We start from the raw sequence: 24,317 nt of genomic DNA on the forward strand, positions 1-24,317 counted from the left end.
ATTTTATAACTTATATGAACTTATATTCCTTATATGGTCGGGATTGGAATTACCATATAAGGCATATAAGGTCATATAAGGAAATGTGAAAATTGTTTTCCGTTTAAATTCTTGTTCTAAATTATTTATTTCAAAGTATATCTTACTCCAAAAAAACTTCGAATTCCCTGATTTGGGCCATAAACATAACTCGGGTCAAAAGTCAAACCATATGGGTTTTCTGGTGTTACCAACACATTTCCACTTGGGCCATATTGCACATTTTCATCAAATGGGTCGTTCGCACGCGCGATGATAAACGGATTTCCTTTGTTAGGCGTCCAATTTAAAAGATTTTTTATTCCCATATAAATCTCAATATTTTTCAATTTGTTGTATGTAAATTGAATGTTTTGAATGCTCCAAGTTGGCGAATATTCTCGTCTTGGATCATTTTCTCCAAGCAATGGCAAACGCATCGGGCCATAAATATTTCCGGTGTAATCAATGTCTATGAAAAACTTTGGAATTTGATAGGAAATTGCCCAAGTTCCTGAGAATTTTTCTGTCAAGATTTGTTTTGTTTTGATATCGTTTTCCGTTTTTGAAACATCCATATAAGTTGCTCCTAAAATCAGTTTCAATCCGTTTTGGAAAACAACATCAACGTTTGTGCTGATTCCTGTTGTTACTGCAAAACCATCTAAATTTTTATAAATAATCTGATTCGGATTTGTATCATAATCGGGAATAATCGAGTTTGTAAAATAGGTGTACCAAGCCGAAGTTTCAATTCCGATAAATATTCCGTTTTCAGTATAAATTTTCGTCAAATAATTCAAATTCACGTTATATGATTGTTCTGGTTTCAATTTTTCTTGTACAATAACTTCGCGAGAGCCCGTCAATGCAGCGTGTTCTTCGGTAAAAAGATTTACAACTCTAAAGCCAGTTCCGGCATTCAAACGAATGATGTCATTATCGGTCGCTTTAAATTTATAAGCAAAACGTGGTGTGAAAATCGAACCGTGATCTGAATTGTAATCATATCTCGCGCCAAGCAAAACGCTATGTTTTTCATTGAATTTAATTTCATCTTGCGCAAAAACACTCGGAATCCAGGTTTTATCTGAAGTTTCTGTTGCTGGCGTGTTGTCGTTATAATATTGGTAGCGAATTGCGGTTCCAAAAAGCAAATCATGATTACCTAATTTTTTGTCCCAAGTCAATTGCCCAAAACCAATTTTCTGCTGCGCCAAATAAGGAACATCGCCATAAACCGAGTTTTGATCGTGATCAGTAATCGAAAAAGAAAATAGCATTTTTTCTTCAATCGGAAGTTCATAAGCTCCTAATAATTCATAGCGTTTTGTGTAAATGCTTTCTCCATAAACCTCGCTTCCGCCACGGTATTTTTTCTCCCATTGCATTTCTCCACCCCAACGATCTTCATAAAAATAACGCCCGGCGAGCGAAAATAATTTGCCACTTTTTCTTCCGAAATTCCACTTTTGGAAAACCGAAATTCGATGTTGCAAAGTCACATCCGTGAAATTATCGTTGTTGTTATCCGTAGGATCATTGTAATTGAAGTAATTTACGCCTAATAAAACCGAAGATTTTTCGCCCAAATTCGCTTTGAAACCCAAATCCAAATTGGCTTCTCCCCAAGAATTGCTGAATCCATCAACCGAAAACCGTGGCGCACTCGAAGGATTTTTAGTGATAATATTGATCAAACCGCCAACCGCCTCACTTCCATACAAAGACGAAGCCGGCCCTTTCACGATTTCGATTCTTTCTAACAATGAATTTGGGATTCCAGACAAGCCATAAACCGTTGACAATCCACTGACAATAGGCATTCCGTCGATTAAAACCAAAGTGTACGGACCTTCCAAACCATTGATGTGAATGTCGCCTGTGTTGCAAATATTACAGTTCAATTGCGGCCGAACGCCGTTCACATTTTGCAAAGCTTCAAAGATATTTGCCGTTGGATTTTTCTTGAAAAAAGTGGGTTTGTAAACTTCCACCGGAACCGGACTTTCCAATCGGCTGACAGGTTTTAAAGTTCCAGAAACCACAACTTCGTCTAAAGAATTAGTGTCATTTTCAAGTTCAAAATCTACGACAAGATCTTCTGATTTAATCGAAATGTTTTTGCGAAGCGTTTTATTTCCGACAAAAGAAATCTGGATTTTATAATTTCCAGCCGGAATATTTTCAATTTTATAAAATCCAGATTCATCAGAAGAAGCAGAAAAATTTGTTCCAATAATTTTAATATCGGCATCCGCCAAAACCATTCCGCCGGAAGTTATGATTCCGGAAATTGATTTTTTTTCTTGCGCTTCGGCTATTTGGAAAATAATTATCGATAAAAATAAAATTATATTTTTCATTTGGGTAATTATAAATTTAGACAAATCTAAAAATTATATTTTAGTAATCAAATAATTTTATTAAATTTGTATAATAACTTATGTTTCATATGGGTAAATCTTTAGAGGAAGTTCACGAATCGGTTTCCACTCAAAATAAAAAATCGGGTTTTCGAAAGATTTTGGCCTTTTTAGGTCCGGCTTATCTCATCAGCGTCGGTTATATGGATCCCGGAAATTGGGCGACTGACCTTGCCGGCGGAAGCCAATTTGGTTACACTTTGCTTTGGGTTTTGCTGATGAGCAACATTATGGCTTTGCTTCTTCAAAGTTTATCGGCTCGTCTGGGAATCGTCACACAGCGCGATTTAGCACAAGCTTCCAGAGAAACTTATTCGCCTTTTGTCAATTATATTTTATATTTCTTGGCGGAAATTGCCATCGCCGCTTGTGATTTAGCCGAAGTTTTGGGAATGGCAATTGGTTTAAATCTATTATTCGGATTGCCCTTGATCGAAGGTGTTTTGATTACCGTTTTAGATACTTTTCTACTGCTATTTTTGATCAATAAAGGAATGCGAAAAATGGAAGCTTTTATCATCGCATTAGTTGCCATCATCGGGTTTTCGTTTGTTTTTGAGATGATTTTTGCACAGCCAGAAGTCGATAAAGTTTTTGCAGGATTGATTCCGTCGTTGCCAAATGAAGCTGCACTTTATATCGCAATTTCCATAATCGGAGCAACGGTCATGCCTCATAATTTGTATCTGCATTCGTCATTAGTACAAACTCGAAAATTTGACCGAAGCAAAGCTGGAATCAAGCAGGCGCTTAAATATAATTTGATCGATTCTACGATTGCACTTAATTTGGCTTTCTTCGTAAACGCCGCGATTTTAATTTTAGCTGCCGCAACTTTTCACAAAAACGGCTATTTTGAAGTCGCTGAAATTCAAGATGCACATCAGTTTTTAGAACCGCTTTTGGGAAATAAATGGGCGCCTATTTTATTTGCCGTAGCTTTGATTGCTGCAGGACAAAGCTCAACAGTCACGGGAACTTTGGCCGGACAAATTATTATGGAAGGTTATTTAAATCTAAGAATTCAACCTTGGGTCAGAAGAATTATCACGCGGTTGATTGCAATTGTTCCGGCGGTTTTAGTCATTTGGATTTATGGCGAAAGTGTTACCGGAAAACTGCTGATTTTTAGCCAGGTTATTTTGAGTCTGCAACTCGGTTTTGCTATAATTCCTTTGATTCATTTTGTGAGCGACAAGACAAAAATGAACGGTTTTCATATCGGAAAATGGACTAAAATTGCTTCCTGGATTATCGCCGCAACAATTGTTTCGCTAAATGCAAAATTGGTTTACGACGAAATAACTGGCTGGATGGAAGCTTCTGAAAACCCAACTTGGATTTGGCTGACAGTCGTTCCGACGGCTTTTGGTTTCTTGTTTTTGCTTCTTTTTATCGTTTTTAAACCGTTTTTTACCAAATCAAAAACTGAATTCCAGAATCATTCGCCACATAATTTAGCCCTGAAATTTTCTAAAACCGGAACGTATTCCAAGAAAAATATTGCAATTTCAGTAGATTTTTCAAGTTCCGATGAAGCTGCGATTAACAATGCGTTTGAACTTGGTGGCAACGAAGCAAAATATACTTTGATTCATATTGTGGAAACCGTCGGAGCGATGGTTTATGGAGAAAATATCAAAGATCACGAAACGACAATCGACGAAAAATTATTGGAAGAATATAAAATTATGCTGACGCAAGAAGGCTATAAAGTGGAAACCCAACTCGGATTCGGTGCTCCAGATAAAGTGATTCCAGCGATTGTTAATGCAGGAAATTTTGACATTTTAGTAATGGGAACGCACGGCCACACTGGTTTTAAAGATTTGATTTTTGGAACCACAGTTGATAAATTGCGCCATAAAATATCGATTCCGTTATTTATCGTAAACAAATAAAAAACGCCATAAACCTTATACCAAATAAAAAATGACTTTTTCAGAAGAAAATTACTTAAAAACAATATATCACTTGACAAATGCTGTTGATTCAGATGTTTGCACGACCAACGCAATTGCCGAAAAAACGGAAACGAAAGCGTCTTCTGTAACCGACATGTTGAAAAAATTAGCCGAAAAAGATTTGATTCACTATATAAAATACCAAGGCGTTTCATTAACCGAAAAAGGAAAATTAGGCGCTAAAATGATTGTGAGAAAACACCGTTTGTGGGAAGTTTTTTTAGTGGACAAATTAGACTTTTCTTGGGACGAAGTGCACGATGTCGCCGAACAATTGGAACATATTAAATCAGAAAAATTAATAAATAAGTTAGATGATTTTCTTGGAAATCCTACGGAAGATCCGCACGGTGACCCGATTCCGGATAGTGAAGGAAGAATTATTAAAGTCGAAAAACAGTTGCTTTCTGAATTATCAGGAAAAAATATTGGCGTTTGTGTCGGCGTAAAAGATACTTCTTCGGAATTTTTGCAATACCTTGACAAACAGGAAATTTCGCTTGGATCAAAAATCGAATTTATTTCAAAAGAAAGCTTTGATCAATCCTTAAAAATAAAGGTAAACGGACGAGAATTAAATATTTCGAACAAAATTGCGAGCAACCTTTATGTAAAAACAATTTAATATGTTTCAATCTTTAGTTGACTATTTTGAAAGCATCGACCCGATTTTAGCTGCGCTTTACGCCACGCTTTTTACTTGGTTCATTACTGCTTTTGGTGCTTCTTTCGTGTTTTTCTTCAAAACAATGAACCGTGCAGTTCTTGACGGAATGCTTGGTTTTACTGGCGGCGTGATGGTTGCGGCAAGTTACTGGAGTCTTTTGGCGCCAGCAATTGAAATGAGTGAAGGCGAGGGTTTTCAAAAAGTAATTCCGGCTGCGATTGGATTTATGCTTGGCGCGCTTTTTCTTTTTGGTTTGGATAAAATTTTACCACATTTACATATTAATTTCCAAGAAACGGAAGGCGTGAAATCGCCGTGGCAACGAACAACTTTACTGGTTTTAGCAATTACTTTGCACAATATTCCTGAAGGTTTGGCTGTCGGAGTTCTATTTGGAGGTGTTGCAGCCGGAATTCCCGAAGCTTCGATTGCTGGAGCTTTGACATTAGCCATTGGAATCGGAATTCAGAATTTTCCGGAAGGAATTGCGGTTTCAATGCCGTTGCGACGAATGGGAATGAGCCGAAGAAAAAGTTTTATGTATGGCCAATCTTCTGCTTTGGTCGAACCAATTGCCGGAGTTATTGGCGCTGTTGCCGTGACTTTTTTCACGCCGATTTTGCCTTACGCTTTGGCTTTTGCCGCAGGCGCAATGATTTTTGTGGTTGTTGAAGAAGTGATTCCAGAAACGCAACAAGATAAAAATACAGATATTGCAACGCTTGGTTTTATCGGAGGATTTGTCGTGATGATGACGCTCGACGTGGCTTTGGGTTAATGACAACCGCAATCATCACCGCCACAATCGCCCGCTTTTTTTCTTTTTTTCCAGAAGAATTTCTTGATTAAAAAAGCTACGGCGGCAACGACCAAAAGATAAGCTATGACTGATTGTAGATCCATTTTGCAAAGTTAAAAAATACGACGATTTTTAGTCCCAAAGAAAGCCTAAACTATTTCAGGACTTGATACGCAATCAACGAAACCACATAAGCAAAAACGCTCATAAAGCCCAATTGCAACATTGGCCATTTCCATGAATTTGTCTCTTTTTTGGTAATCGCGAGCGTGCTGATACACTGCATTGCGAACGAATAAAATAGCAAAAGTGAAATTCCCGTGGCAAAGTTGAAAATCTTTTTGCCCGTTACCGGATCGACTTCGGCCTCCATTCTATTTTTTATCGTGACTTCTTCTTCACTGTGGCTTCCGACGTTATAAATTGTGGCTAAAGTTCCTACGAAAACTTCTCTTGCTGCAAACGAAGTTACAACTGCAATTCCTATTTTCCAATCATAACCAAGCGGACGAATTACTGGCTCAATACCTTTTCCGATGATTCCGATGTATGAATTTTCTAATTGATATGAAGCGATTTCGTCTTGCAAAACTTCGTCAGGAATTCCCATATTTTGAGGCATTTCTGTCACGATTTGTTCAGCGTTTTTAAAATCATTTCCGGGTCCGTGTGAACCTAGAAACCACAGAATAATTGACAAAGCGAGGATGATTTTTCCGGCTCCAAAAACGAAAGCTTTAGTTTTTTCAATTACATTAATTGCCACATTTTTAAACAATGGCATTCTGTAATTTGGCATTTCCACGACAAAATAAGACTTGTTTTTGACTTTCAATATTTTGTTCAAAATGTAAGCTGAAAAAACTGCCATCCCAAAACCTAAAAGGTATAAAATCATCAAAGTCAGTCCTTGTAAATTGATGAATCCTAAAACTTTTTCTTCCGGAATTACCAAAGCAATTAAAATGGCAAAAACCGGAAGCCTGGCCGAACAAGTTGTAAATGGCGTGACTAAAATGGTGATCAATCTTTCCTTCCAATTTTCAATATTTCTGGCTGCCATAATTGCCGGAATCGCGCACGCAGTTCCCGAAATTAAAGGCACGACGCTTTTTCCGCTGAGGCCAAATCTTCGCATGATTTTGTCCATCAAAAAGACAACGCGACTCATATAACCGCTTTCTTCCAAGACGGAAATAAACAAGAAAAGGAAGGCAATCTGCGGAATAAAAATTACGACGCCACCAATTCCTGGGATGATTCCTTCGGAAATTAAATCGGTTAAAGTTCCTTCGGGCATTGCTGTTTTTGCCCAAGAACTTAGCTTTGCAAATGATTCGTCAATGAAATCCATCGGAATACTTGACCACGAAAAAACCGATTGGAAAATCAGCATTAAAATTCCGAAGAAAATCAAATATCCAAAGACTTTGTGCATCAATATTTTGTCTAATTTGGCACGAATTCCTTTGGCTTTTGAAACATCAACAGTGTAGCCAATTTTCAGCACATCATTGATAAACTGGTATCTTTTTATGGTTTCCTTCTGCTGCATTTTTTTCAGCTCAGGACTTGACTTTGCAAACGATTTTTCTTCAATTTCATTACGCTGCAAGTTTCCAAAGTTGACGTCTTGCGTGATTACGAGCCATAATTTATAAAGCAATTCTTTTGGAAAAGCTTTGCGAAGTCGGTCAAAATATTCTGGGTCGATGCTTGACGCGTTTAAGCAAGGTTCTGTGGACAATTCTTGGTGGTTGGCAATTAATTCTTTTAAATTGTCAATTCCAAGGTTTTTGCGAGAACTGATCAGCGCAATTTTTGTTTTCAGTTCTTTTTCCAAGTAAGCAATATCAAGGGAAATTCCTTTGTAAGCCATTCGATCTGACATATTTATGGCCAAAATCGTTGGAATTTCAAGATCTTTTATCTGCGTAAAAAGAAGCAGGTTTCGTTTTAAATTTTCAACTTCGGTAACCACAACGGCCACATCCGGAAAATTTGGATCGTTTCTATTTAAAAGCAATTCGATTACCACATTTTCGTCGATCGAACTGGCATTTAAGCTGTAAGTTCCGGGTAAATCAAGGATGGTTGCTTTTGTATTTCCGTTCAGCTTGCAAAAGCCGATTTTCTTTTCAACGGTAATTCCGGGATAATTTCCCACTTGCTGTTTTAAGCCCGTCAATTGGTTAAAAACCGAAGTTTTTCCTACGTTTGGATTACCAATTAAGGCTACTTTTAAATTATTGTGGCTCATAATTAAGGATTCAAGACTTCGACACTAATTTCTTGCGCAACTTCTTTTCTGATGGCCACAAAACTGTCATTAACATTGATATAAATGGGGTCGCCAAGAGGTGCGACTTGCAATAACTCCACGAAATTTCCTGGGAGACATCCCATTTCCAGAAGTTTTAGCGGTATGTTGTCAATATTAAAATCGAGGATGAGTGCTTTTTGGCCTATTTTGAGTGTTGCTAACGTTTTCAAGTCTTATTTAGATTGAATTTAGATTGCAAAAGTAAGGATTTTTTTTTGGCTACACGATTTTGGTCAGCGCTTTTAAAATCAAGGCTTTTTTGCATCTCTAATTTTCTTAAATTCTTCGTTTTTTGCAAACAAAAAATCTAAGGTAGCTAAATTGTTGTTTTGAGTTGGAATGGCAGCCGACTTCGGATCAGCCTCGCAGAATTCTAAAAACAGAAACATTTCATCTTCAGGAATTTTTAGCGTTTCGGCAAAAAACTTTTGGTTGAAATTATTAGTCGAAAATTCAGTAAAAGTCGAATTTTTTTCAACGGTTTTCTTATCTTTTTTCTTGAATAATTTGCTGACTAATTGGCCTACTTTTACAAAATCGACGCCCATCGTTTGTCCGTCATAAACCAAAGTGTTCTTTGGCGAAGTTTGTAAATCATCGACATATTGTTTGTCCATAATTTTGCTCATATAATCGCTTGACCAGGGATTTTCTTGTTTTTCAACGATGACTTCATCAATTTCTATTGGCTTTTTTGAAAGTAAAACGACAAATTTTTCAGCAAACGATTGAGAGTTAACAGAAATCGTTTTTTGGTAATAGTCAATTCCGTAGAAAAGAATTTTGTCTTTTTCTGTAGCCAAAATAGAAAATCTTCCATAATCATCGCTTACAGCAACGTTCTGCGTAGTTTGGTTGATAATTTCAATTCCTTTTAATGGGAAATCATCGGTCTTTACAACGCCGCTTAAAAGTTTTTGAGTTTGTGAAATGCAAAGTTGAGTACTAAATAAAAAAAGAGCAAATAGTATTTTTTCCTTCATATTTAATGGTTTTAAATTTACAGATTTGACCGAAAAATCTAACAGTAAGCAAATATGCAAATTAAAATACAGCACGATTATTTTTTAAGTTTTATTTAGGCTAAAGTCAGATACTAAGTTAAAATTCTTACTTTTAAGAATCATTTCGCGCAACTTTTTAAATGAAATTACATCTATCTAAATAATTGAAAATGACCAATTATGAATAAAATAATAGCTTCCTTTTTATTTCTTTTATGTCTGTCTTGCAATAATGACGACGCAAATGACGGCAAACTGACAAACTTAAATTATGACGGAACCGGAGGAATTTCCTGCAAGGTAAATGGCGCGGTGTTGAAACCAAGAGGTGGCGGAATGTATGGCAACGTTCATTTTGATTTAGAGCAGGATTTCGAAAATAGCAACTCCTATATTAGAATTGGTTTTTCTCACAAGGGAGATGCCTACGATGATTTTAAAAGTGTGGATGTAATCGGTGGTGGTATCGATATTCACAATGTAGTGCCACAGACTTTTGACCTTGCCGCAGTGGAAAGTGCTTCGGGTTATGGAAGATATTTCAATAATAATTTAGAAAGTAACGAATTTTATACAACGGATATCGAACGTGGAGAATTGAAATTACTGCATTACGACAGCCAAAAGCACATCGTTACCGGGACGTTTTGGTTTGACGCGATCAACTCAAATGGCGAAATCGTAAGTGTAACTGACGGAAGATTTGATATTCGGTTTTAATATCTTGTATCCTAAGATATCGCTATCTATTGGCGTAAACCGGGTTTTCTTCTTTACTTAAAATCACACTATATTTATTCTTTTTTGGAGAAAGCGGCAGTAAAAAACCATTCAAAATTAAAACGCTTCCGAGTAAAAAATGAGGCAAAACAATACTTCCGAAAAATCCAAACAAAAAGGGTGAAACCGCCAATAACCATCCTAAAAATATATCAATCTTCAAGTGCGTGCGTTTCGTTATGATTTTGGCAAGGCCAAGACGATGCTTCGTGATTGTGTTTAATAAAACTACTGCCAACCCGGTAGTGAAAATGATTTTGGCTTCTGTCGATTCTGATTTCAACGAAAATAAAATTGGAGAAAATAATAACAATGCCCCGATAGTGTAGTCCACATAATTGTGTAATTCGATTTTTTTTGTGCGTTTCAATTTCATATTCATTCCAATAATTTTAATTTTTCTTAGCTTAACAAAATTGCAGATTATCAGATGGTTATGTCTTATATCATTCTCCAAAAAGTTTACAACATGCTATTATTTTAAAAACTTGGCATCGTTTGTGAGTGTCTCATTGCTATAATATTAAAACGAAATCGTGTAAGGATATCCTTGGCGAACCAAACTATCTTTATCCACACATTAATCCTAAAAAAGAAACGTCATGAAAAAGGTACTTTATATAGCAGTTATTGCGTTCGTTTTTACATCTTGTAGAGACACGGCAGCAGAAAAAGTAGCATTAGACCAGCAAAGAGAGTTAGACTCAATTAAAGCGGTGATGAAAGTTGAAAAAGAAGCATTGGCGAAACAAAAAACAGTGGATTCAATGAACGCAATTATCGCTGAAAAGGAAGCTGTGGCAGCCCAACGTGTCGCAAACGCATCAGCAAGAAACTCAGCGCCAGTTACAGCTGAACAAAAGAAAAAAGGCTGGAGCGGAACTGCAAAAGGAGCCGTAATCGGAGCCGGAGCCGGAGCAATTACAGGAGCAGCGGTTTCTAAGAAAAAAGGTGAAGGAGCCATCATTGGCGGTTTGGCCGGAGCAGCCGTTGGTGCTGGAACCGGAGCAATCATCGACGGAAAGAAGAAAAATTAATTAAAATTATAGTTTGTTGATTAGGGCATCGTTTTAAAACGGTGCCCTTTTTTTATAAATTTTTTGGCAGACGAACTCACCCATTATTATTTATCTTCGCTTTTATTCTCAAAAAGCAATCGTATGGCAAATCATCCAATTATTCAAAAATCGAGTTTTGATTTCTTAAATGACTTAAAAGAAAACAATAACAGAGATTGGTTTGAAGCCAACAAACAGACATACTTAAAACAACACGAGTTGATCATTGATTTTGCGGAAGATTTAATGGCAAAAATGAATTCTCACGATGTGATCGAAACGGCGTCGGGGAAAAAGAGTTTGCATCGAATTTACCGCGACACGCGATTTTCAAAAGATAAAATTCCGTATAAAAATAATTGGAGTGGCAGTTTTTCTAGGGCTACAAAAGAAAGACGTGGCGGTTATTATTTTCATATTGAACCCGGAAACACTTTTGTCGCAGGCGGTTTCTTTGGTCCAAATGCTGAAGATTTAAAACGTGTTCGCGACGATATCAGCAGAGACAGCAGTGAATTGCGAGCTATTTTAAACAGTAAAAATTTTAAAGAAACCTTCAAGGAATTAAAAGGAGAACAATTAAAAACCACTCCAAAAGGTTTCAAAGCTGATGACGAATCAATTGATTTATTGCGTTTCAAGCAGTTTTTATTGGTCAAAAATTTTACAGATAAAGAAGTTTTGGCTTCAGATTTTTCAGAAAAAATGAATGATGCTTTTAAAAATATGCGTCCGTTTTTTGATTATATGAGTGAAGTTTTAACAACTGACGGAAACGGAAATCCGCTTTAAATTGATTTGAAAAGTAAAAAATAATGAAGACAGAAAAGCAAAAGATGATTTCGGGAGAACCTTATTTGGCCAATGGCAAAGAACTTTTCACCGAAAGACAAAATGCAAAAGAGTTGGTTTTTGAATTTAATAATTCACATCCGAAGGAATTGAAATTCAGAACAGAAATCATCAAAAAACTCTTCGGGAAAGCTGAAAAAGGAACGTATATCGAACCGCCTTTTAGATGCGATTATGGTTACAATATCTTTGTCGGAAAGAACTTTTACAGTAATTACAATTGTACAATTTTAGATTGTGCCGAAGTAAAAATTGGCGACAATGTGATGTTTGCACCAAATGTAAGCTTGCTAACCGCCGGGCATCCCATTCATCACGAACAAAGAAATACTGGTTCAGAATACGCTTTCCCGATAACAATTGGAAACAACGTTTGGATTGGAGGAAATGTAGTTGTAAATCCCGGAATCACAGTTGGAGATAACACAATAATCGGGTCTGGAAGCGTTGTTACAAAAAACATTCCTGATAATGTAATTGCCGTGGGAAACCCCTGCAATGTTTTGAGAGAAATCACAGACGAAGATAAATTGTATTATTTTAAGGACAAAAAATTCTAAGAATCAACAGAAATTGCCAATTTTTAGCGAAGTATTGAAATCTATTAAAATAGAAGAAGTGTGCGCTTGTTTGTCGTAATTTTGCATACCACAATTTTATCAAAATGCAAGTTTCAAATACAAAAGGCGCAACCCTTTTACTGCTGTTTCTATTATTAAATTTTTCTGTTGTAAAAGCTCAAATTCTTCCCGATACATTGCAAGTTGCCGAAGCAAAAGTGGATACGCTCGTTTTGCCAATCTCGCAAGTTGACACAATTAAAAAGAAAAACACCATCTGGCAAAACTTAAGATATGATGGAGTTACCGCTTTTGGAGCCATAAAATACACTTATTCACGACCATTTCATTGGCAAAAAGATGATTTGCTGACTGCTGGCGGCGTTTTGGCCGGTACCGTTCTGCTTTCTTTTGCAGATGAATCGGCTGGTGATTTTTTTGCTGACCAAGGTAAAAAAATGCCTCAGAGTTTAAGAGATTTTGGATGGTATTTTGGAAGTCCTCAAAACAATTATGGCATCACCGGAAGCGTCTATCTCTTTGGACTTTTTACCAACAATGAAAAAATAAGAAGAACCGGAGTTTTGATGATTGCATCAGCTTCGGCATCGGGAATTATTCAAACCTTGGCCAAAACAGTTGGCGGTCGCGCAAGGCCAGAAATGGACAAAGGAAATTTACATTTCAAACCTTTTGCCAATGATCCGGGATATAATTCTTTTCCTTCCGGGCACACGATTTTAAGTTTTACAACCGCCTATGCAATCGGAAAACAGTTTGAAAATCCATTTGTTCGCTACGGAATTTATGGTGTTGGATTGATTTCTCCGGTATCCAGACTTTGGGAACGCCAGCATTGGGTAACAGACGTTGGGTTGAGCTTGGTCATGAGCGTTGCCGTGGTTGAATGCATCGACAAATATTTGAAAAACGAGAAAAAGTACAAGTATAAAGATCCAGATAAAATAAGTTGGAATTTTAGAGTAGGAGCGCGAACCCTTGGTGTCGTTGGAGTATTTTAGATTAAAGCAACCTTTTTGGTAAAACTACATCTTTTATAGAATTGCAAACGATGAAACATTTTTTAAACGCGAAAGCTGTCACTATTCTCGTCATAATATCGGTCGTAATTATCGACTATATTGTTCCTTTGGGAATTTCCGCAGGAGTACTTTATATTATTTCATTGCCAATTTTGATCAATGAAAAAAGAGCGACAATACTTTCTTTTGCAGTCTTAATTTCCACTTTTGTTTTAATCAATCTTTTCCATTTTGCCCAAAAAGATACTTTCAGTTTTATTTATATAAATCGAATTTTGTCAATATGTTCCATTTGGATTGTCGCCTATATTTTGATTAGATACAAAGCCTTAAAAGCTAGAAAAGAAGTGATAAAGCAGAAACAGCAGGAAGCTTTAAAAGAAATGCTTTTTATTACAAATCACAAGGTGAGGCATCCGATTTCAACATTATTAGGAATTTTAGAAATCTTGAATAATCCGCAATTTAATGCGGAACAGAAAATTGAAGTCATTAAATTAGTGCAGCAACCAATTGACGACTTGAATGATTTTACAAAAGAATTGTCAGATTTTATGGCATTCCAAAAATCTAATTAGATAAAATCTCAATTTTAAAAAAGTAATTTATTTTTATAGAAATTTATACCTAAATTTAGCTTTTGAATTTAGAGTAAAAAGATGGCAGAGAACGACTACGCAAAAGATATTAGAGACATTGGGAAAATTCCCATTATCGCTAACTTGCTCGATGTTGTTTGCCAAACTACAAAAATGGGATTCTCGGCTGTGGCCAGAGTTACAGACGAGCGCTGGATCACTTGTGGCGTTCGTGATGATATTTCTTTTGGATTAAAACCAGGCGACGAATTAGAATTAAAAACCACAATTTGCAACGAAATCAGACAGCACAAACACGCGGTTATTATTAATCATGTTGCTGAAGATCCTGATTTTAAAAACCATCACACGCCTTTGCAATATGGTTTTCAAAGTTATATCTCAATGCCAATCGTCAGAAAAGACGGACGTTTTTTTGGAACACTTTGCGCTATTGATCCACATCCGCACAAGGTAAATACTCCTGAAATCATCGGAATGTTCACGTTGTTTACAGATTTGATTGCGTTTCACCTCGAAACAATTGAAAAGATGGATGATTTTGAACTGAAGCTCGATGAGGAACGAGAATTGCATAAAATCAGCGACGAAAATCAAAAGAAATTTACTGATTTACTCGAACGAAAAGTTGAAGAAAGAACACAAGAACTGAAGGAAAACAATGACTCCTTAGACAAAATGAACAAGGAACTTCAAGCGTTTGCTTACATTTCAAGTCATGATTTGCAAGAGCCTTTACGAAAAATACAAATCTTCTCAAGCGCAATTGCTGAAAAAGAAGCAACAAATCTTACCGATTCTGGAAAAGATTATTTTGAAAGAATTCAAAAAGCGGCCGGCAGGATGCAGACTTTAATCAATGATTTATTGGCATATTCTAGAGCCAGCGTGGACGCCAAAAAGTTTGAGTTTTTAGATTTAAGTCATGTAATGATTGATGTTGTTTCAGATTTAAAGGAAGAAATTGAAAATAAAAACGCAATAATTGAAGCCGTTGATTTGTGCCATTGCAATATTATTAATTTTCAAATGCGCCAATTACTTTATAATTTGGTTAGCAATTCTTTAAAATTTTCTGCTCCCGATAAAACGCCTCATATCAAAATTACAAGCGAGATTATTGACGGAAACGAGCTTTCAGAAAAAATTTGCCACATAAAAGTGGAAGACAACGGAATTGGTTTTGACCAAAAATATTCAGAAAAAATATTTGAATTGTTCCAAAGTCTGCACCCAAGAGAAAAATACGACGGCACAGGAATCGGGCTTTCAATCGTCAAGAAAATCGTTGAAAACCACAAAGGAAGAATCACGGCGACCAGCAAAAATGGTCAAGGAGCCCGATTTGATATTTATATTCCAGAAAACTAATTATTTTTCAGCGCTCAAAAAATTAATATCTTCCAATAATCTTTTCACTTCTTCCAATTTGGTTCCGTCATAAAAACCGCGGATTCTTCTTTTGGAATCAACTAAAACAAAATTTTCGGTGTGAACCATATCATACAATTCGCTTGAATTTGTAGTTTTTACGGCCAAATATGATTTTCTGGCGATATAATAAATGTCTTCTTTTTTTCCGGTGACCAAGTTCCATTTGCTGTCAATTACGCCTTTTTTCTGGGCATACGCTTTTAAAACTTCAGGTGTATCCACATCGGGCATAACGGTGTGAGAAAGCAACTTTACCTTTGGATTTTCCTTGATTTGATCTTGCAACCAAGCCATATTTTCGCCCATCGGAACACAAATTGAAGGACAAGTCGTGAAGAAAAAATCGGCCACATAAATCTTTCCTTCATAATCTTTTTGAGTAATCGTTTTTCCGTTTTGATTGGTAAAAGAAAAATCGTCAATCGTGTGGTATTTTTTTACATATTGAACCGTGGTGTCTACCATTTCTGGATTCACGTCTGCCGGATTATAAACTTTTAATGTTTTTGAAGGCTTTAAAGCAAAATAAAAAAGCGTGAGAATAATGGCAGAAAGTATGAAAAAGACAACAAAGAAAATTCGATATTTTTTAAAGAAGGTAAGCATCCGGAAGAAATTTTTGCGAAATTACGAACTAAACAATCATCGAACTCTATTTTTAACAGTAAATTGATTCCATACCATTATTAACTTTTTAAATTTGTGACACTAAACAAATTTTCAACATGAGAATAATCTTAAATAGAAGCATGCTTTCCATTACTGCGCTAGTTTTAGCATCAATGGGAGCGAATGCTCAGGAGAAAAAAACCCACGGTATTGAATTGCAATACATGGACAAAAGCGTGAAACCGAAAGACGATTTTTTCAGTTTCGTAAACGGAACTTGGGTGAAACAAACTGAAATTCCAAGCGATAGAACGCGTTGGGGAAGTTTTGACGAATTACGCCAGAACACAGATAACGATGCTTTGGCCATTTTAAAAGAAGCGCAAGCTGATAAAAAATTAGATCCAAAATCAGATCAGGCAAAAGCGGTTAATTTATACAAAACGATCTTAGACACGGTTTCAAGAAACAAACAAGGTATTGCTCCGTTAAAACCAATTTTGGCTAAAATCAACGCGGTTAAAAACGTAAAAGATATTCAGGCGTTGCTAATTGAAATGGAACCTTATGGCGGCTTAGGTTTCTTTGGATCATACATTGGCGCTGATGACAAAAACAGTAACAGAAACGTTCTTTCTGTTGGTCCGGGTAGAGTGGGACTTCCTGATCGTGATTATTATGTTTCTGAAGATGCCGATTCAAAGGAGAAAAAGCAGAAATATGAATTGCACGTTGCCAGAATGTTGCAATATCTTGGAGAAAAACCAGCTGACGCTACAAAAGATGCAGCGAGAGTTTTGTCAATTGAAACAGCCATGTCAAAACCAAGATTTGACAGAGTGGAAAGACGCGACAGCAGAAAATCATACAATCCGATGACGGTGGCTGATTTGCAGAAATTAACGCCTTCGATCAACTGGAATGCTTATTTCACGGCAGTAAAACTTCCGAAAATTGATACTTTAATTGTTTCTCAACCAAAATACATGACGGCTTTGGAACAAATTTTTAAAGATTATAAAGTTGAAGATTTTAAAGCTTACATGAAATGGACGTTGTTGAACCGTTCAACTGCAATGCTTTCTACCGAAATTGAAAACGCAAATTTTGATTTCTACGGAAAAACTTTGACAGGCGCAATCAAACAAAGACCGCGTGACGAAAGAGCGTTGCAAACAGTAAACGGAACTGTGGGCGAAGCCTTGGGTAAATTATACGTAGCTAAAAAATTCCCGCCAGAAGCAAAAGCAAAAGCGGAAAGCATGATCAAAAACGTATTTTTAGCTTTTGAAAATAGAATCAATAATCTTCCTTGGATGAGCAAAGCGACGAAAGTTAGCGCTATCGAAAAATTGCACAAATCAAGAATTAAAGTTGGTTATCCAGATAAATGGAAAGATTATTCTGGCTTGACAATCAACGCTCCAGAAAACGGCGGAAGCTATTTTGAAAACATGAAAAACCTTTCAAAATGGAGTTATGAAGATGATTTGACAAAATTAAACAAGCCAGTTGACAAAGACGAATGGTTCATGTCGCCACAAACGGTGAATGCTTATTTCAATTCTTCTTATAACGAAATTGTTTTTCCAGCAGCAATCTTGCAACCGCCATTTTATGATTACAAAGCTGATGAAGCTGTAAATTATGGCGGAATTGGAGCTGTAATCGGGCACGAAATCTCGCACGGTTTTGATGATTCTGGTTCAAGATACAACGCCGATGGAAACTTGGTTGATTGGTGGTCAGCAGAAGATTTAGAGCAATTTACAGGTTTAGGTGGTGCTTTGGCTGATCAATACAGCGCATTGCAACCGTTGCCTGGAACTTTTGTAGATGGTAAATTTACATTGGGTGAAAACATAGGAGATTTAGGTGGTGTAAACGCAGCTTATGACGGTCTGCAGATTTACTTGAAACAACACGGAAACCCAGGATTGATCGACGGATACACGCCAGAGCAACGTTTCTTTATTTCTTGGGCAACGATCTGGAGAACGAAAGCCAGAGACGAAGCGATCAAAAACCAAGTGAAAACAGACCCGCACTCGCCAGGAATGTACAGAGCGTATGTGCCACTTCAAAACGTGGACGCGTTCTATCAAGCTTTTGACATTAAAAAAGGCGACGGAATGTATGTCGAGCCAGAAAAGAGAGTTAAAATCTGGTAATAGTTTACCGGATATTATAAAAAAATCCCAAGTGAAAGCTTGGGATTTTTTTTATTTTTTAAATTTCTGCTGACTTACTTTTAGTATTGAGTCAATATCTTCCTTTCTGCTAAAATACACTTCTGCAGTATCCCAATTAATTTCTTGAGGATCATAATTGAGATGATTTATTTTATGAAAAAGCACTTGATTTTCTTCAAAAGTAGTACGTCTGATGATGTATTTCTTTTGTTTAACGGAAGCAAATCCTTGCATTATTTTTTCAAACGCTTTCGATTTTATAGAATCATAGGGAGAAACGATGTTATAAATGTCAGAAAAGGCGGAATGGTGTTTTTTATTCAATTTTATAAATTCATCAATATTTTCGTACGGTAATTCAATGATATCTGAAGGCTCAAGATTTATGAAATAAGGTGGATTGTCTGTTGGAATACAATTCCAAAAACGAGGACCCTGAAAAAAATAAACTTTATTACGATCACCCAGAATTAGATTAAAACCAGCATAATAATCTTCTCTATTGATAAAGTTGAAGGAAGTGTCCTTTGAAATTACATAAACTTTGTCTTGTTTTTTCGCAGGCAATTTACCTTCGCACGAAAGCAAAATTGAAACACAAAATAACAATAAATATTTTTTCATAAGATTTTCATTTCAATCAAACTGCCAGTGTTTCCAAAGAAAAATCACAACTCCCCAAATTGATAATCCAAAACTTTTTCAACTTTTGAACTATCAATAATTTTCCCAACAGAAATTTTACTTTCGTAAAAACCAACTAACGGCAATCCCAACTTTTCAGCTTGTCCGTTATAATATTCTTTTCGAGTTGGATGTTTTGGATTTACGCCATTAAAAACTTCGTTCCAAGCATTTTTCTCGATGATTTTTTCAATAATTCCGATGCAATCATATAGTCCGATTAAGTTTATCGGCGCATCAGGATTTGCAATGCCACTTCTTCCTGACAGATATTTTATCGGATGGCGCTCTTCTCCATACAAACCTCCAAAACGAAGACTCGTGGTTTGAAAATTTTTATTTTGAAACAAAATTTCTTCTGCTTTCATCATTTGTTTGGCACTTTCAGTAACGGGATTTTCAGGAGTTTCTTCCGTAATATTTCTGAAAATTTCGTCGTCGTCATAAACCGAAGTCGCGCTTACAAACAACACTTTTTGAACCATAGATTTTTCAATTTCTGGAATCAGATTTTTAATTTTAGCCGTGAAATCTTCGTTTTCACTATTGGTGATATTTGGCGGAATATCGATTATCAAAATTTCGGAATCATTTAAAAATCCAGAAACATCGCCTTCAATTACATCAGAGATTGAAATCAAAAACGGATTTAATCCAAGATTTTTCAGATTTTCAATTTTCTCTTGAGAAGTTGTTGAGGTTTTTAATTCGTGCTTTTTGGCTAACAAAGACTTCGCTAATGGCAAGCCTAACCAGCCACAGCCGAGAATACTAATTTTGGACATTGAGTTCTGTATTTAAAATTGGTTGCGGAATAGTATCCAAAACTGGCAGTACAATTTCTTCTCTATAATTCGCTTTTATTTTCTGTTTTATAACCACTGCATCGTTCAAAACAAAAGGCGTTGGCATCATCCAATTTTCTCTTTTTGGGATGCTGAACATTTTATTCGAAAGCAAATCAAACGACGCTTCCATCAATTCCATATCTAAAACTGCTTTAGAATCCACGCTAAATTGCATTTCTAGAGGTTCATTATCAGTCACATAATAACTCAATAATTTTCGTCCGTTTCGCTTGAAAGCAGAACCTTTTTGGTTGATATGTTTCACGCCATTCGTTCTCAAATTATGGAAAGTCAAGTTCTCGTGGGCAAAAATATCATAACGATTTACCTTTCGGTTCGGAGTTATTTTTATGGTTAAATAACGTTGATTTCCAATCACAGAATCTTTAGTAAAACGAATCGTCGGGCCTTCTAAATCCTTGGCTTCCGCCGGAGCAGAATATGCAAATTTTGAATTGTATTTGCTGAATAAATTATAGTTTTCGAGCTGTTTCGCATCACCCGGATTTTGTCCCAAATAATTCTTAGTCCAATCGTCTAAATTTTGGTCATACGTTACCCAAAGCGCTTTTTGCGTATCATTATCAAAGACATAAATCAAGCTGTTTTGTTTTGCTTTTCCTTCTTCGTAACCAGAACCCAAATGTGCTTTGATGAAAAATCCAATTGCAATCAAAACCATTGCCAGCGCCCAATTTCCTTTCTTTGGATAATATCCAAAAACAGGCATCAGCAGACTGAAAACCAAAGCGACTAAAACCGCGCTTCCGGCCAGCATTTTCAATCCCAAACCAATCGGAAACATCACAATAAACGGAACTAAAATCACAAATGCGGGAATTGCCAAAATCAAATTTAATACCCAATTTGTCTTCTGCGTAATCACATAATACGCCAGCATAATCAAACTGCAAAACACAGGAATGATAAAAAAACCAGCTCCCGGAAGATACATTGCCAATCCGATATTGATTAAAATCCAAAGAAAAATCGGAGCCACGACATAGTTCATCGCTTGGTGCTCAAAATAAAATTTCTTATAAAATGCGAAACACAATGCCAGCGAAATGAACACAAAAAAAGCGATGTACGAATGTCCGTTGTATGTAAATCCGTGCAAAATATCTTTATACTGCGGATAAAAAACGTTCAAGACTTTCCAACCTAAAAAAGCTACACCGCCAGAAATTACAATTGATAAAAACATTGGAACAAATCCTCTTCCGATTTCTTGAAGCGATAAAGTTCGTTTGCCAATTCCGATAAAAACAAAGAAAATAAATAAAATTCCAGCGACTAAAATCAGCAAGAAATTCCAAGAAAACGGATAATTGATAAACCCAAACGGAACATTGAAATACACATTATCATCAACAGAATCAAGCGATTTTAAGTCGGCATTGGCAAAATAATTCAACAACGGAACCAAATACGTTCCTTGATGTTTTAAAGTTTTTTGGCTCAAATGTCCATAATCATCTTGCTGTGTATGGTAATTAAAATGGTCGTCGATAAAAGCAAAATTAAATCCGGGAATTTTTCCTTCTTCCCTAAAAACCGTCAAATCTGTATCATTCGGCAACATTTTGTAAATGCTGTACATCAACGAATTTGACACTGGAAAACCAGGATTTGCCTTCGAAAATTCTTGAATCATTTTTGAATTTCCCTTGTTGGTTTCCATTAACATATACGATGGCCCGGCGGTTCCGCGGGCTTCCAGATTTAAAACCAAACCCACTTCTTTTGCCCAAGCATGTTCGGTTACAAACAAGGCAGCGCCGTTCAAACCTAATTCCTCTCCGTCAGAAAATAAAATTATGATGTCATTTTTATTAGCCGATTTCTTGGCTAGAAAAGTTCGAACAGTTTCCAAAATTGTTGCAATTCCGCTTGCATCATCACTCGCGCCAAGCGAAGAAGAATGCGGCGCGCTGTCATAATGAGAAAGCAACATCAATGCTTTTGATGAATTTGAACCTTTAATTCGCGCTAAAATATTCTTTGATTTTGATAAATTTCCCCATTCGGTCAAAGTAAAACCTTCTTGAGTAGAAGTTTCCAGACCCATTTTCTGCAGTTCCTTTTCAAGATTAGAAGCCACCGATTTATGATTATCAGAACCCACAAAATGCGGTTCTTTTGTCATCGCCGAAACCTTTTGAAGTGCACGTTTGGTAGAAAATTCAGTCAACGGCGCATTTTCTTCAGCAACATTTTGGGGCATCATTGCAAAGAAGATTCCATAAATAATCCCAGCGACAAGCAATGCTGAAATCAGGTAATTATAACTTTTTTTCATTAGTAGTCTTGATTATTTCGCGCTATTAAATATCTTTTCTAACTAAAACATAATATTCATTTTCCAAAGCCATATAACCTTGGTCGTACAAAAAATAGTAGGTATTTCCTGTTTTGGTGTGTAGAATGCTCGTAAAAAATTCAAAATCAAAACCTTTGCTCAAAAGTTTCGACCGAGAAGTCTTCGTTTTGCCTTCCACATTTATTTCCGATAAAATTCTATAATTTTTGCGTAATTTATTGTTAATATTCCGCATTAAATTATTCGAATCCTTATTAATTTTGTTATTATATGCGTTTCGACAACCGTCACTGCAGAACTTTTTGTCCTCGCGACCCATTATTTTTTCACCACATTCCAGACACGATTTTGGCATAATTTTTCTTTTTTTGGAAGCAAATCGTCGTTTTGTATTAGTAAACCATTTTCCTGCTGGTTGTCACTATCTTTTATTCTGAACCCCAGAATAAAAGGATAGTCGCCACCATCAGGGCTATTTGAGAAAGGTCTTTTTTAAATTGTCATCTTTTGAACCGTTGCGTTAAAACTTCGATGAATCAAAAAATAAAATCAAAATTAAACTTCCTTTTCTTACACAAACATATATAAATTTTTCTATTTCAGCTTTTTAATCTTATATAAATCGTGTCTTCTGTCTTTTAAAATCCTCACACTTCCTTGTTCGTGCAGTTTTTTCAGCATGTCTAAATCCACATCGGCAATCAAGGTCATTTCGGTATTTGGCGTTGCTTCCGCCTTAATTCCATTACTCGGAAATGCAAAATCGGATGGTGTGAAAACCGCCGCTTGGGCATATTGAATGTCCATGTTGTTAACTCGGGGTAGATTTCCCACGCAACCCGCAATCGCCACATAACACTCGTTTTCAATCGCACGCGCTTGTGCACAAAGCTTCACGCGCGTGTAAGCATTTTGCGTATCGGTCAAAAACGGAACAAAAAGAATTTCCATTCCTTCATCAGCCATCAATCTTGACAATTCTGGAAACTCAACATCGTAACAAATCATAATACCAATTTTTCCGCAATCAGTGTCAAAAGTTTTGATTTCAGAACCGCCTTTCATTCCCCAATATTGCACTTCGTTTGGCGTAATATGAATTTTGGTATACATTTCTGAAGTTCCGTCGCGCTTGCATAAAAAACCTACGTTGTATAAATTTCCGTCTTCGGTGAAAGGCATGCTTCCGGTGATAATATTGATGTTGTATGCAATGGCAAATTCCTGAAATTTCTTCCGAATCGGTTCGGTAAAATGTGAAATTTCGCGAATCGCATCGGCTTCATTCAAATGATTGTAATCTGCCATCAACGGCGCAATAAACAATTCTGGAAACAGAACAAAGTCACTATTATAGCCCGAAACCACGTCGATAAAAAATTCGGACTGCTCAAAAAGCGCCTCTAAGTTTGCCAACGGACGCATTTGCCATTGCACCAATCCAAGACGAATTACACTTTTTCTGGTATTAATTAACTTCGGACTTTTGTCATAATAAATATTGTTCCATTCCAGCAAAACCGCATATTCCTGAGAACTTTTGTCACCTTCAAGATAATTTTTCATCACCTTAATTACGTGAAATTCATTGCTCAATTGAAAAGATAAAACCGGGTCATACACTTCTTTCAAACGTACTTTTTCAATGTATTCTTTTGGAGTAATATCATCGGCAAATTCGTTGTAATTCGGGATTCTTCCGGCAAAAATGATGGATTTTAAATTCAATTGCTCGCACAACTCTTTTCGGGCATCATACAAACGTCTTCCCAAACGAAGTCCGCGAAATTCTGGGTCGATAAAGACATCGATTCCGTATAAAATCTCGCCATTTGGGTCGTGCGTGGAAAAGGTATAATTTCCGGTAATTTTCTCGTAAGTGTGATTGGAGTTCGCTTTTTTGTAATCTACAATCAATGAAAGCGCCGAACCAACGACTTTGTCATCAACTAAAATCACAAGCTGTCCTTCGGGAAAAATATTTAATAAATTTTCAATTTCGTCTTCTCTCCAATACGGCTCATCCATTTCGCAATAAGCCTTGACCATTGAGTTTTTGAGCTGTTTGTAATCTTCAATCTGTAAATTTCGTAGTTCTACTTTATTAATTTCCGTCTGCATAAAATTGTCGTTT

General features: G+C 36.4%; 23 protein-coding genes. 11 read left to right on the forward strand and 12 right to left on the reverse strand.

Translation table 11 applies throughout. From position 1 onward, the window contains the following. Positions 1 to 125 precede the first annotated feature (125 nt). The gene (locus tag ACFPVY_RS12720) at positions 126 to 2,384 is read right to left on the reverse strand and encodes a TonB-dependent receptor (protein ID WP_379792469.1); all 2,259 of its coding nucleotides are present in this window, start codon (positions 2,382 to 2,384) and stop codon (positions 126 to 128) included. 89 nt (positions 2,385 to 2,473) lie between these two features. On the opposite strand from ACFPVY_RS12720, the gene ACFPVY_RS12725 reads away from it, so the two are divergent. The 3 genes from ACFPVY_RS12725 to ACFPVY_RS12735 are packed head-to-tail and all read left to right on the forward strand — an operon-like array spanning position 2,474 to position 5,853. After that, on the forward strand, positions 2,474 to 4,345 hold the full coding sequence (locus ACFPVY_RS12725) for an Nramp family divalent metal transporter (RefSeq protein ID WP_379792470.1): 1,872 nt from the start codon (positions 2,474 to 2,476) through the stop codon (positions 4,343 to 4,345). Positions 4,346 to 4,376: 31 nt separating this feature from the next. Then, positions 4,377 to 5,033, forward strand: coding sequence for a metal-dependent transcriptional regulator (locus tag ACFPVY_RS12730; protein ID WP_379792471.1), 657 nt, complete (start codon positions 4,377 to 4,379; stop codon positions 5,031 to 5,033). A 1-nt stretch (position 5,034) separates the two neighbouring features. Further along, complete coding sequence (locus ACFPVY_RS12735) at positions 5,035 to 5,853, forward strand: ZIP family metal transporter (protein WP_379792472.1); 819 nt, start codon at positions 5,035 to 5,037, stop codon at positions 5,851 to 5,853. Here the strand turns inward: ACFPVY_RS12735 and ACFPVY_RS12740 are convergent. The 4 genes from ACFPVY_RS12740 to ACFPVY_RS12755 form a co-directional block, all read right to left on the reverse strand. Beyond that, positions 5,850 to 5,978, reverse strand: a complete 129-nt coding sequence (locus ACFPVY_RS12740; RefSeq protein WP_379792473.1) for a FeoB-associated Cys-rich membrane protein — start codon at positions 5,976 to 5,978, stop codon at positions 5,850 to 5,852. The genes ACFPVY_RS12735 and ACFPVY_RS12740 overlap by 4 nt on opposite strands. A 50-nt stretch (positions 5,979 to 6,028) precedes the next feature. Beyond that, entirely contained in the window at positions 6,029 to 8,134 is a 2,106-nt protein-coding gene (gene feoB, locus ACFPVY_RS12745; protein WP_379792474.1) for a ferrous iron transport protein B, read from the reverse strand. Positions 8,135 to 8,136: 2 nt separating this feature from the next. Beyond that, positions 8,137 to 8,367: a FeoA family protein gene (locus ACFPVY_RS12750; RefSeq protein WP_379792475.1), complete on the reverse strand. Its 231-nt coding sequence runs from the start codon at positions 8,365 to 8,367 to the stop codon at positions 8,137 to 8,139. 78 nt (positions 8,368 to 8,445) lie between these two features. After that, the gene (locus ACFPVY_RS12755) at positions 8,446 to 9,180 is read right to left on the reverse strand and encodes a carboxypeptidase-like regulatory domain-containing protein (RefSeq protein WP_379792476.1); all 735 of its coding nucleotides are present in this window, start codon (positions 9,178 to 9,180) and stop codon (positions 8,446 to 8,448) included. A gap of 201 nt (positions 9,181 to 9,381) precedes the next feature. Here ACFPVY_RS12755 and ACFPVY_RS12760 point away from each other — a divergent pair, with 201 nt between their 5' ends. Continuing rightward, the gene (locus ACFPVY_RS12760) at positions 9,382 to 9,921 is read left to right on the forward strand and encodes a Riean_0653 family protein (protein ID WP_379792477.1); all 540 of its coding nucleotides are present in this window, start codon (positions 9,382 to 9,384) and stop codon (positions 9,919 to 9,921) included. Positions 9,922 to 9,943: 22 nt separating this feature from the next. Here ACFPVY_RS12760 and ACFPVY_RS12765 read toward each other — a convergent pair whose 3' ends face one another. Continuing rightward, positions 9,944 to 10,357 carry an SPW repeat domain-containing protein gene (locus tag ACFPVY_RS12765; RefSeq protein ID WP_379792478.1) on the reverse strand — a complete coding sequence of 138 codons (414 nt, stop codon included), beginning with the start codon at positions 10,355 to 10,357 and terminating at the stop codon, positions 9,944 to 9,946. Positions 10,358 to 10,583: 226 nt separating this feature from the next. Between ACFPVY_RS12765 and ACFPVY_RS12770 the strand changes: the two genes are divergently transcribed. From ACFPVY_RS12770 to ACFPVY_RS12795, 6 genes are all read left to right on the forward strand, one after another. Then, the gene (locus ACFPVY_RS12770; RefSeq protein ID WP_379792479.1) at positions 10,584 to 11,018 is read left to right on the forward strand and encodes a YMGG-like glycine zipper-containing protein; all 435 of its coding nucleotides are present in this window, start codon (positions 10,584 to 10,586) and stop codon (positions 11,016 to 11,018) included. A 123-nt stretch (positions 11,019 to 11,141) separates the two neighbouring features. Further along, positions 11,142 to 11,831, forward strand: coding sequence for a DUF2461 domain-containing protein (locus tag ACFPVY_RS12775; protein ID WP_379792480.1), 690 nt, complete (start codon positions 11,142 to 11,144; stop codon positions 11,829 to 11,831). A 23-nt stretch (positions 11,832 to 11,854) separates the two neighbouring features. Continuing rightward, positions 11,855 to 12,451, forward strand: a complete 597-nt coding sequence (locus ACFPVY_RS12780) for a sugar O-acetyltransferase (RefSeq protein ID WP_379792481.1) — start codon at positions 11,855 to 11,857, stop codon at positions 12,449 to 12,451. 104 nt (positions 12,452 to 12,555) lie between these two features. Continuing rightward, a complete protein-coding gene (locus ACFPVY_RS12785) occupies positions 12,556 to 13,473 on the forward strand; it encodes a phosphatase PAP2 family protein (protein WP_379792482.1) in 918 nt (305 codons plus the stop codon). Positions 13,474 to 13,523: 50 nt separating this feature from the next. Continuing rightward, positions 13,524 to 14,072 carry a hypothetical protein gene (locus ACFPVY_RS12790; protein ID WP_379792483.1) on the forward strand — a complete coding sequence of 183 codons (549 nt, stop codon included), beginning with the start codon at positions 13,524 to 13,526 and terminating at the stop codon, positions 14,070 to 14,072. Positions 14,073 to 14,153: 81 nt separating this feature from the next. Further along, the gene (locus ACFPVY_RS12795) at positions 14,154 to 15,464 is read left to right on the forward strand and encodes a GAF domain-containing sensor histidine kinase (RefSeq protein WP_379792484.1); all 1,311 of its coding nucleotides are present in this window, start codon (positions 14,154 to 14,156) and stop codon (positions 15,462 to 15,464) included. On the opposite strand, the gene ACFPVY_RS12800 is transcribed toward ACFPVY_RS12795, so the two are convergent. Next, on the reverse strand, positions 15,465 to 16,133 hold the full coding sequence (locus ACFPVY_RS12800; protein WP_379792485.1) for an SCO family protein: 669 nt from the start codon (positions 16,131 to 16,133) through the stop codon (positions 15,465 to 15,467). It abuts the gene before it with no gap. 119 nt (positions 16,134 to 16,252) lie between these two features. Between ACFPVY_RS12800 and ACFPVY_RS12805 the strand changes: the two genes are divergently transcribed. After that, a complete protein-coding gene (locus ACFPVY_RS12805) occupies positions 16,253 to 18,307 on the forward strand; it encodes a M13 family metallopeptidase (RefSeq protein WP_379792486.1) in 2,055 nt (684 codons plus the stop codon). Between the two features lie 51 nt (positions 18,308 to 18,358). On the opposite strand, the gene ACFPVY_RS12810 is transcribed toward ACFPVY_RS12805, so the two are convergent. The 5 genes from ACFPVY_RS12810 to ACFPVY_RS12830 all read right to left on the reverse strand — a co-directional run bounded on the left by ACFPVY_RS12810 (position 18,359) and on the right by ACFPVY_RS12830 (position 24,304). Further along, positions 18,359 to 18,952, reverse strand: coding sequence for a hypothetical protein (locus ACFPVY_RS12810; protein ID WP_379792487.1), 594 nt, complete (start codon positions 18,950 to 18,952; stop codon positions 18,359 to 18,361). Between the two features lie 44 nt (positions 18,953 to 18,996). After that, complete coding sequence (locus ACFPVY_RS12815) at positions 18,997 to 19,797, reverse strand: NAD(P)H-binding protein (protein ID WP_379792488.1); 801 nt, start codon at positions 19,795 to 19,797, stop codon at positions 18,997 to 18,999. Next, a complete protein-coding gene (locus tag ACFPVY_RS12820; RefSeq protein ID WP_379792489.1) occupies positions 19,784 to 22,162 on the reverse strand; it encodes a M28 family peptidase in 2,379 nt (792 codons plus the stop codon). The genes ACFPVY_RS12815 and ACFPVY_RS12820 overlap by 14 nt, the downstream gene beginning before the upstream one ends. Before the next feature lie 25 nt (positions 22,163 to 22,187). After that, complete coding sequence (locus tag ACFPVY_RS12825) at positions 22,188 to 22,538, reverse strand: hypothetical protein (protein WP_379792490.1); 351 nt, start codon at positions 22,536 to 22,538, stop codon at positions 22,188 to 22,190. Between the two features lie 239 nt (positions 22,539 to 22,777). After that, positions 22,778 to 24,304 carry a GNAT family N-acetyltransferase gene (locus tag ACFPVY_RS12830; protein WP_379792491.1) on the reverse strand — a complete coding sequence of 509 codons (1,527 nt, stop codon included), beginning with the start codon at positions 24,302 to 24,304 and terminating at the stop codon, positions 22,778 to 22,780. Between the last annotated feature and the right edge of the window lie 13 nt (positions 24,305 to 24,317).

Origin of the sequence: Flavobacterium qiangtangense (assembly GCF_042658345.1) — a bacterium.
GTDB lineage: Bacteria > Bacteroidota > Bacteroidia > Flavobacteriales > Flavobacteriaceae > Flavobacterium > Flavobacterium qiangtangense.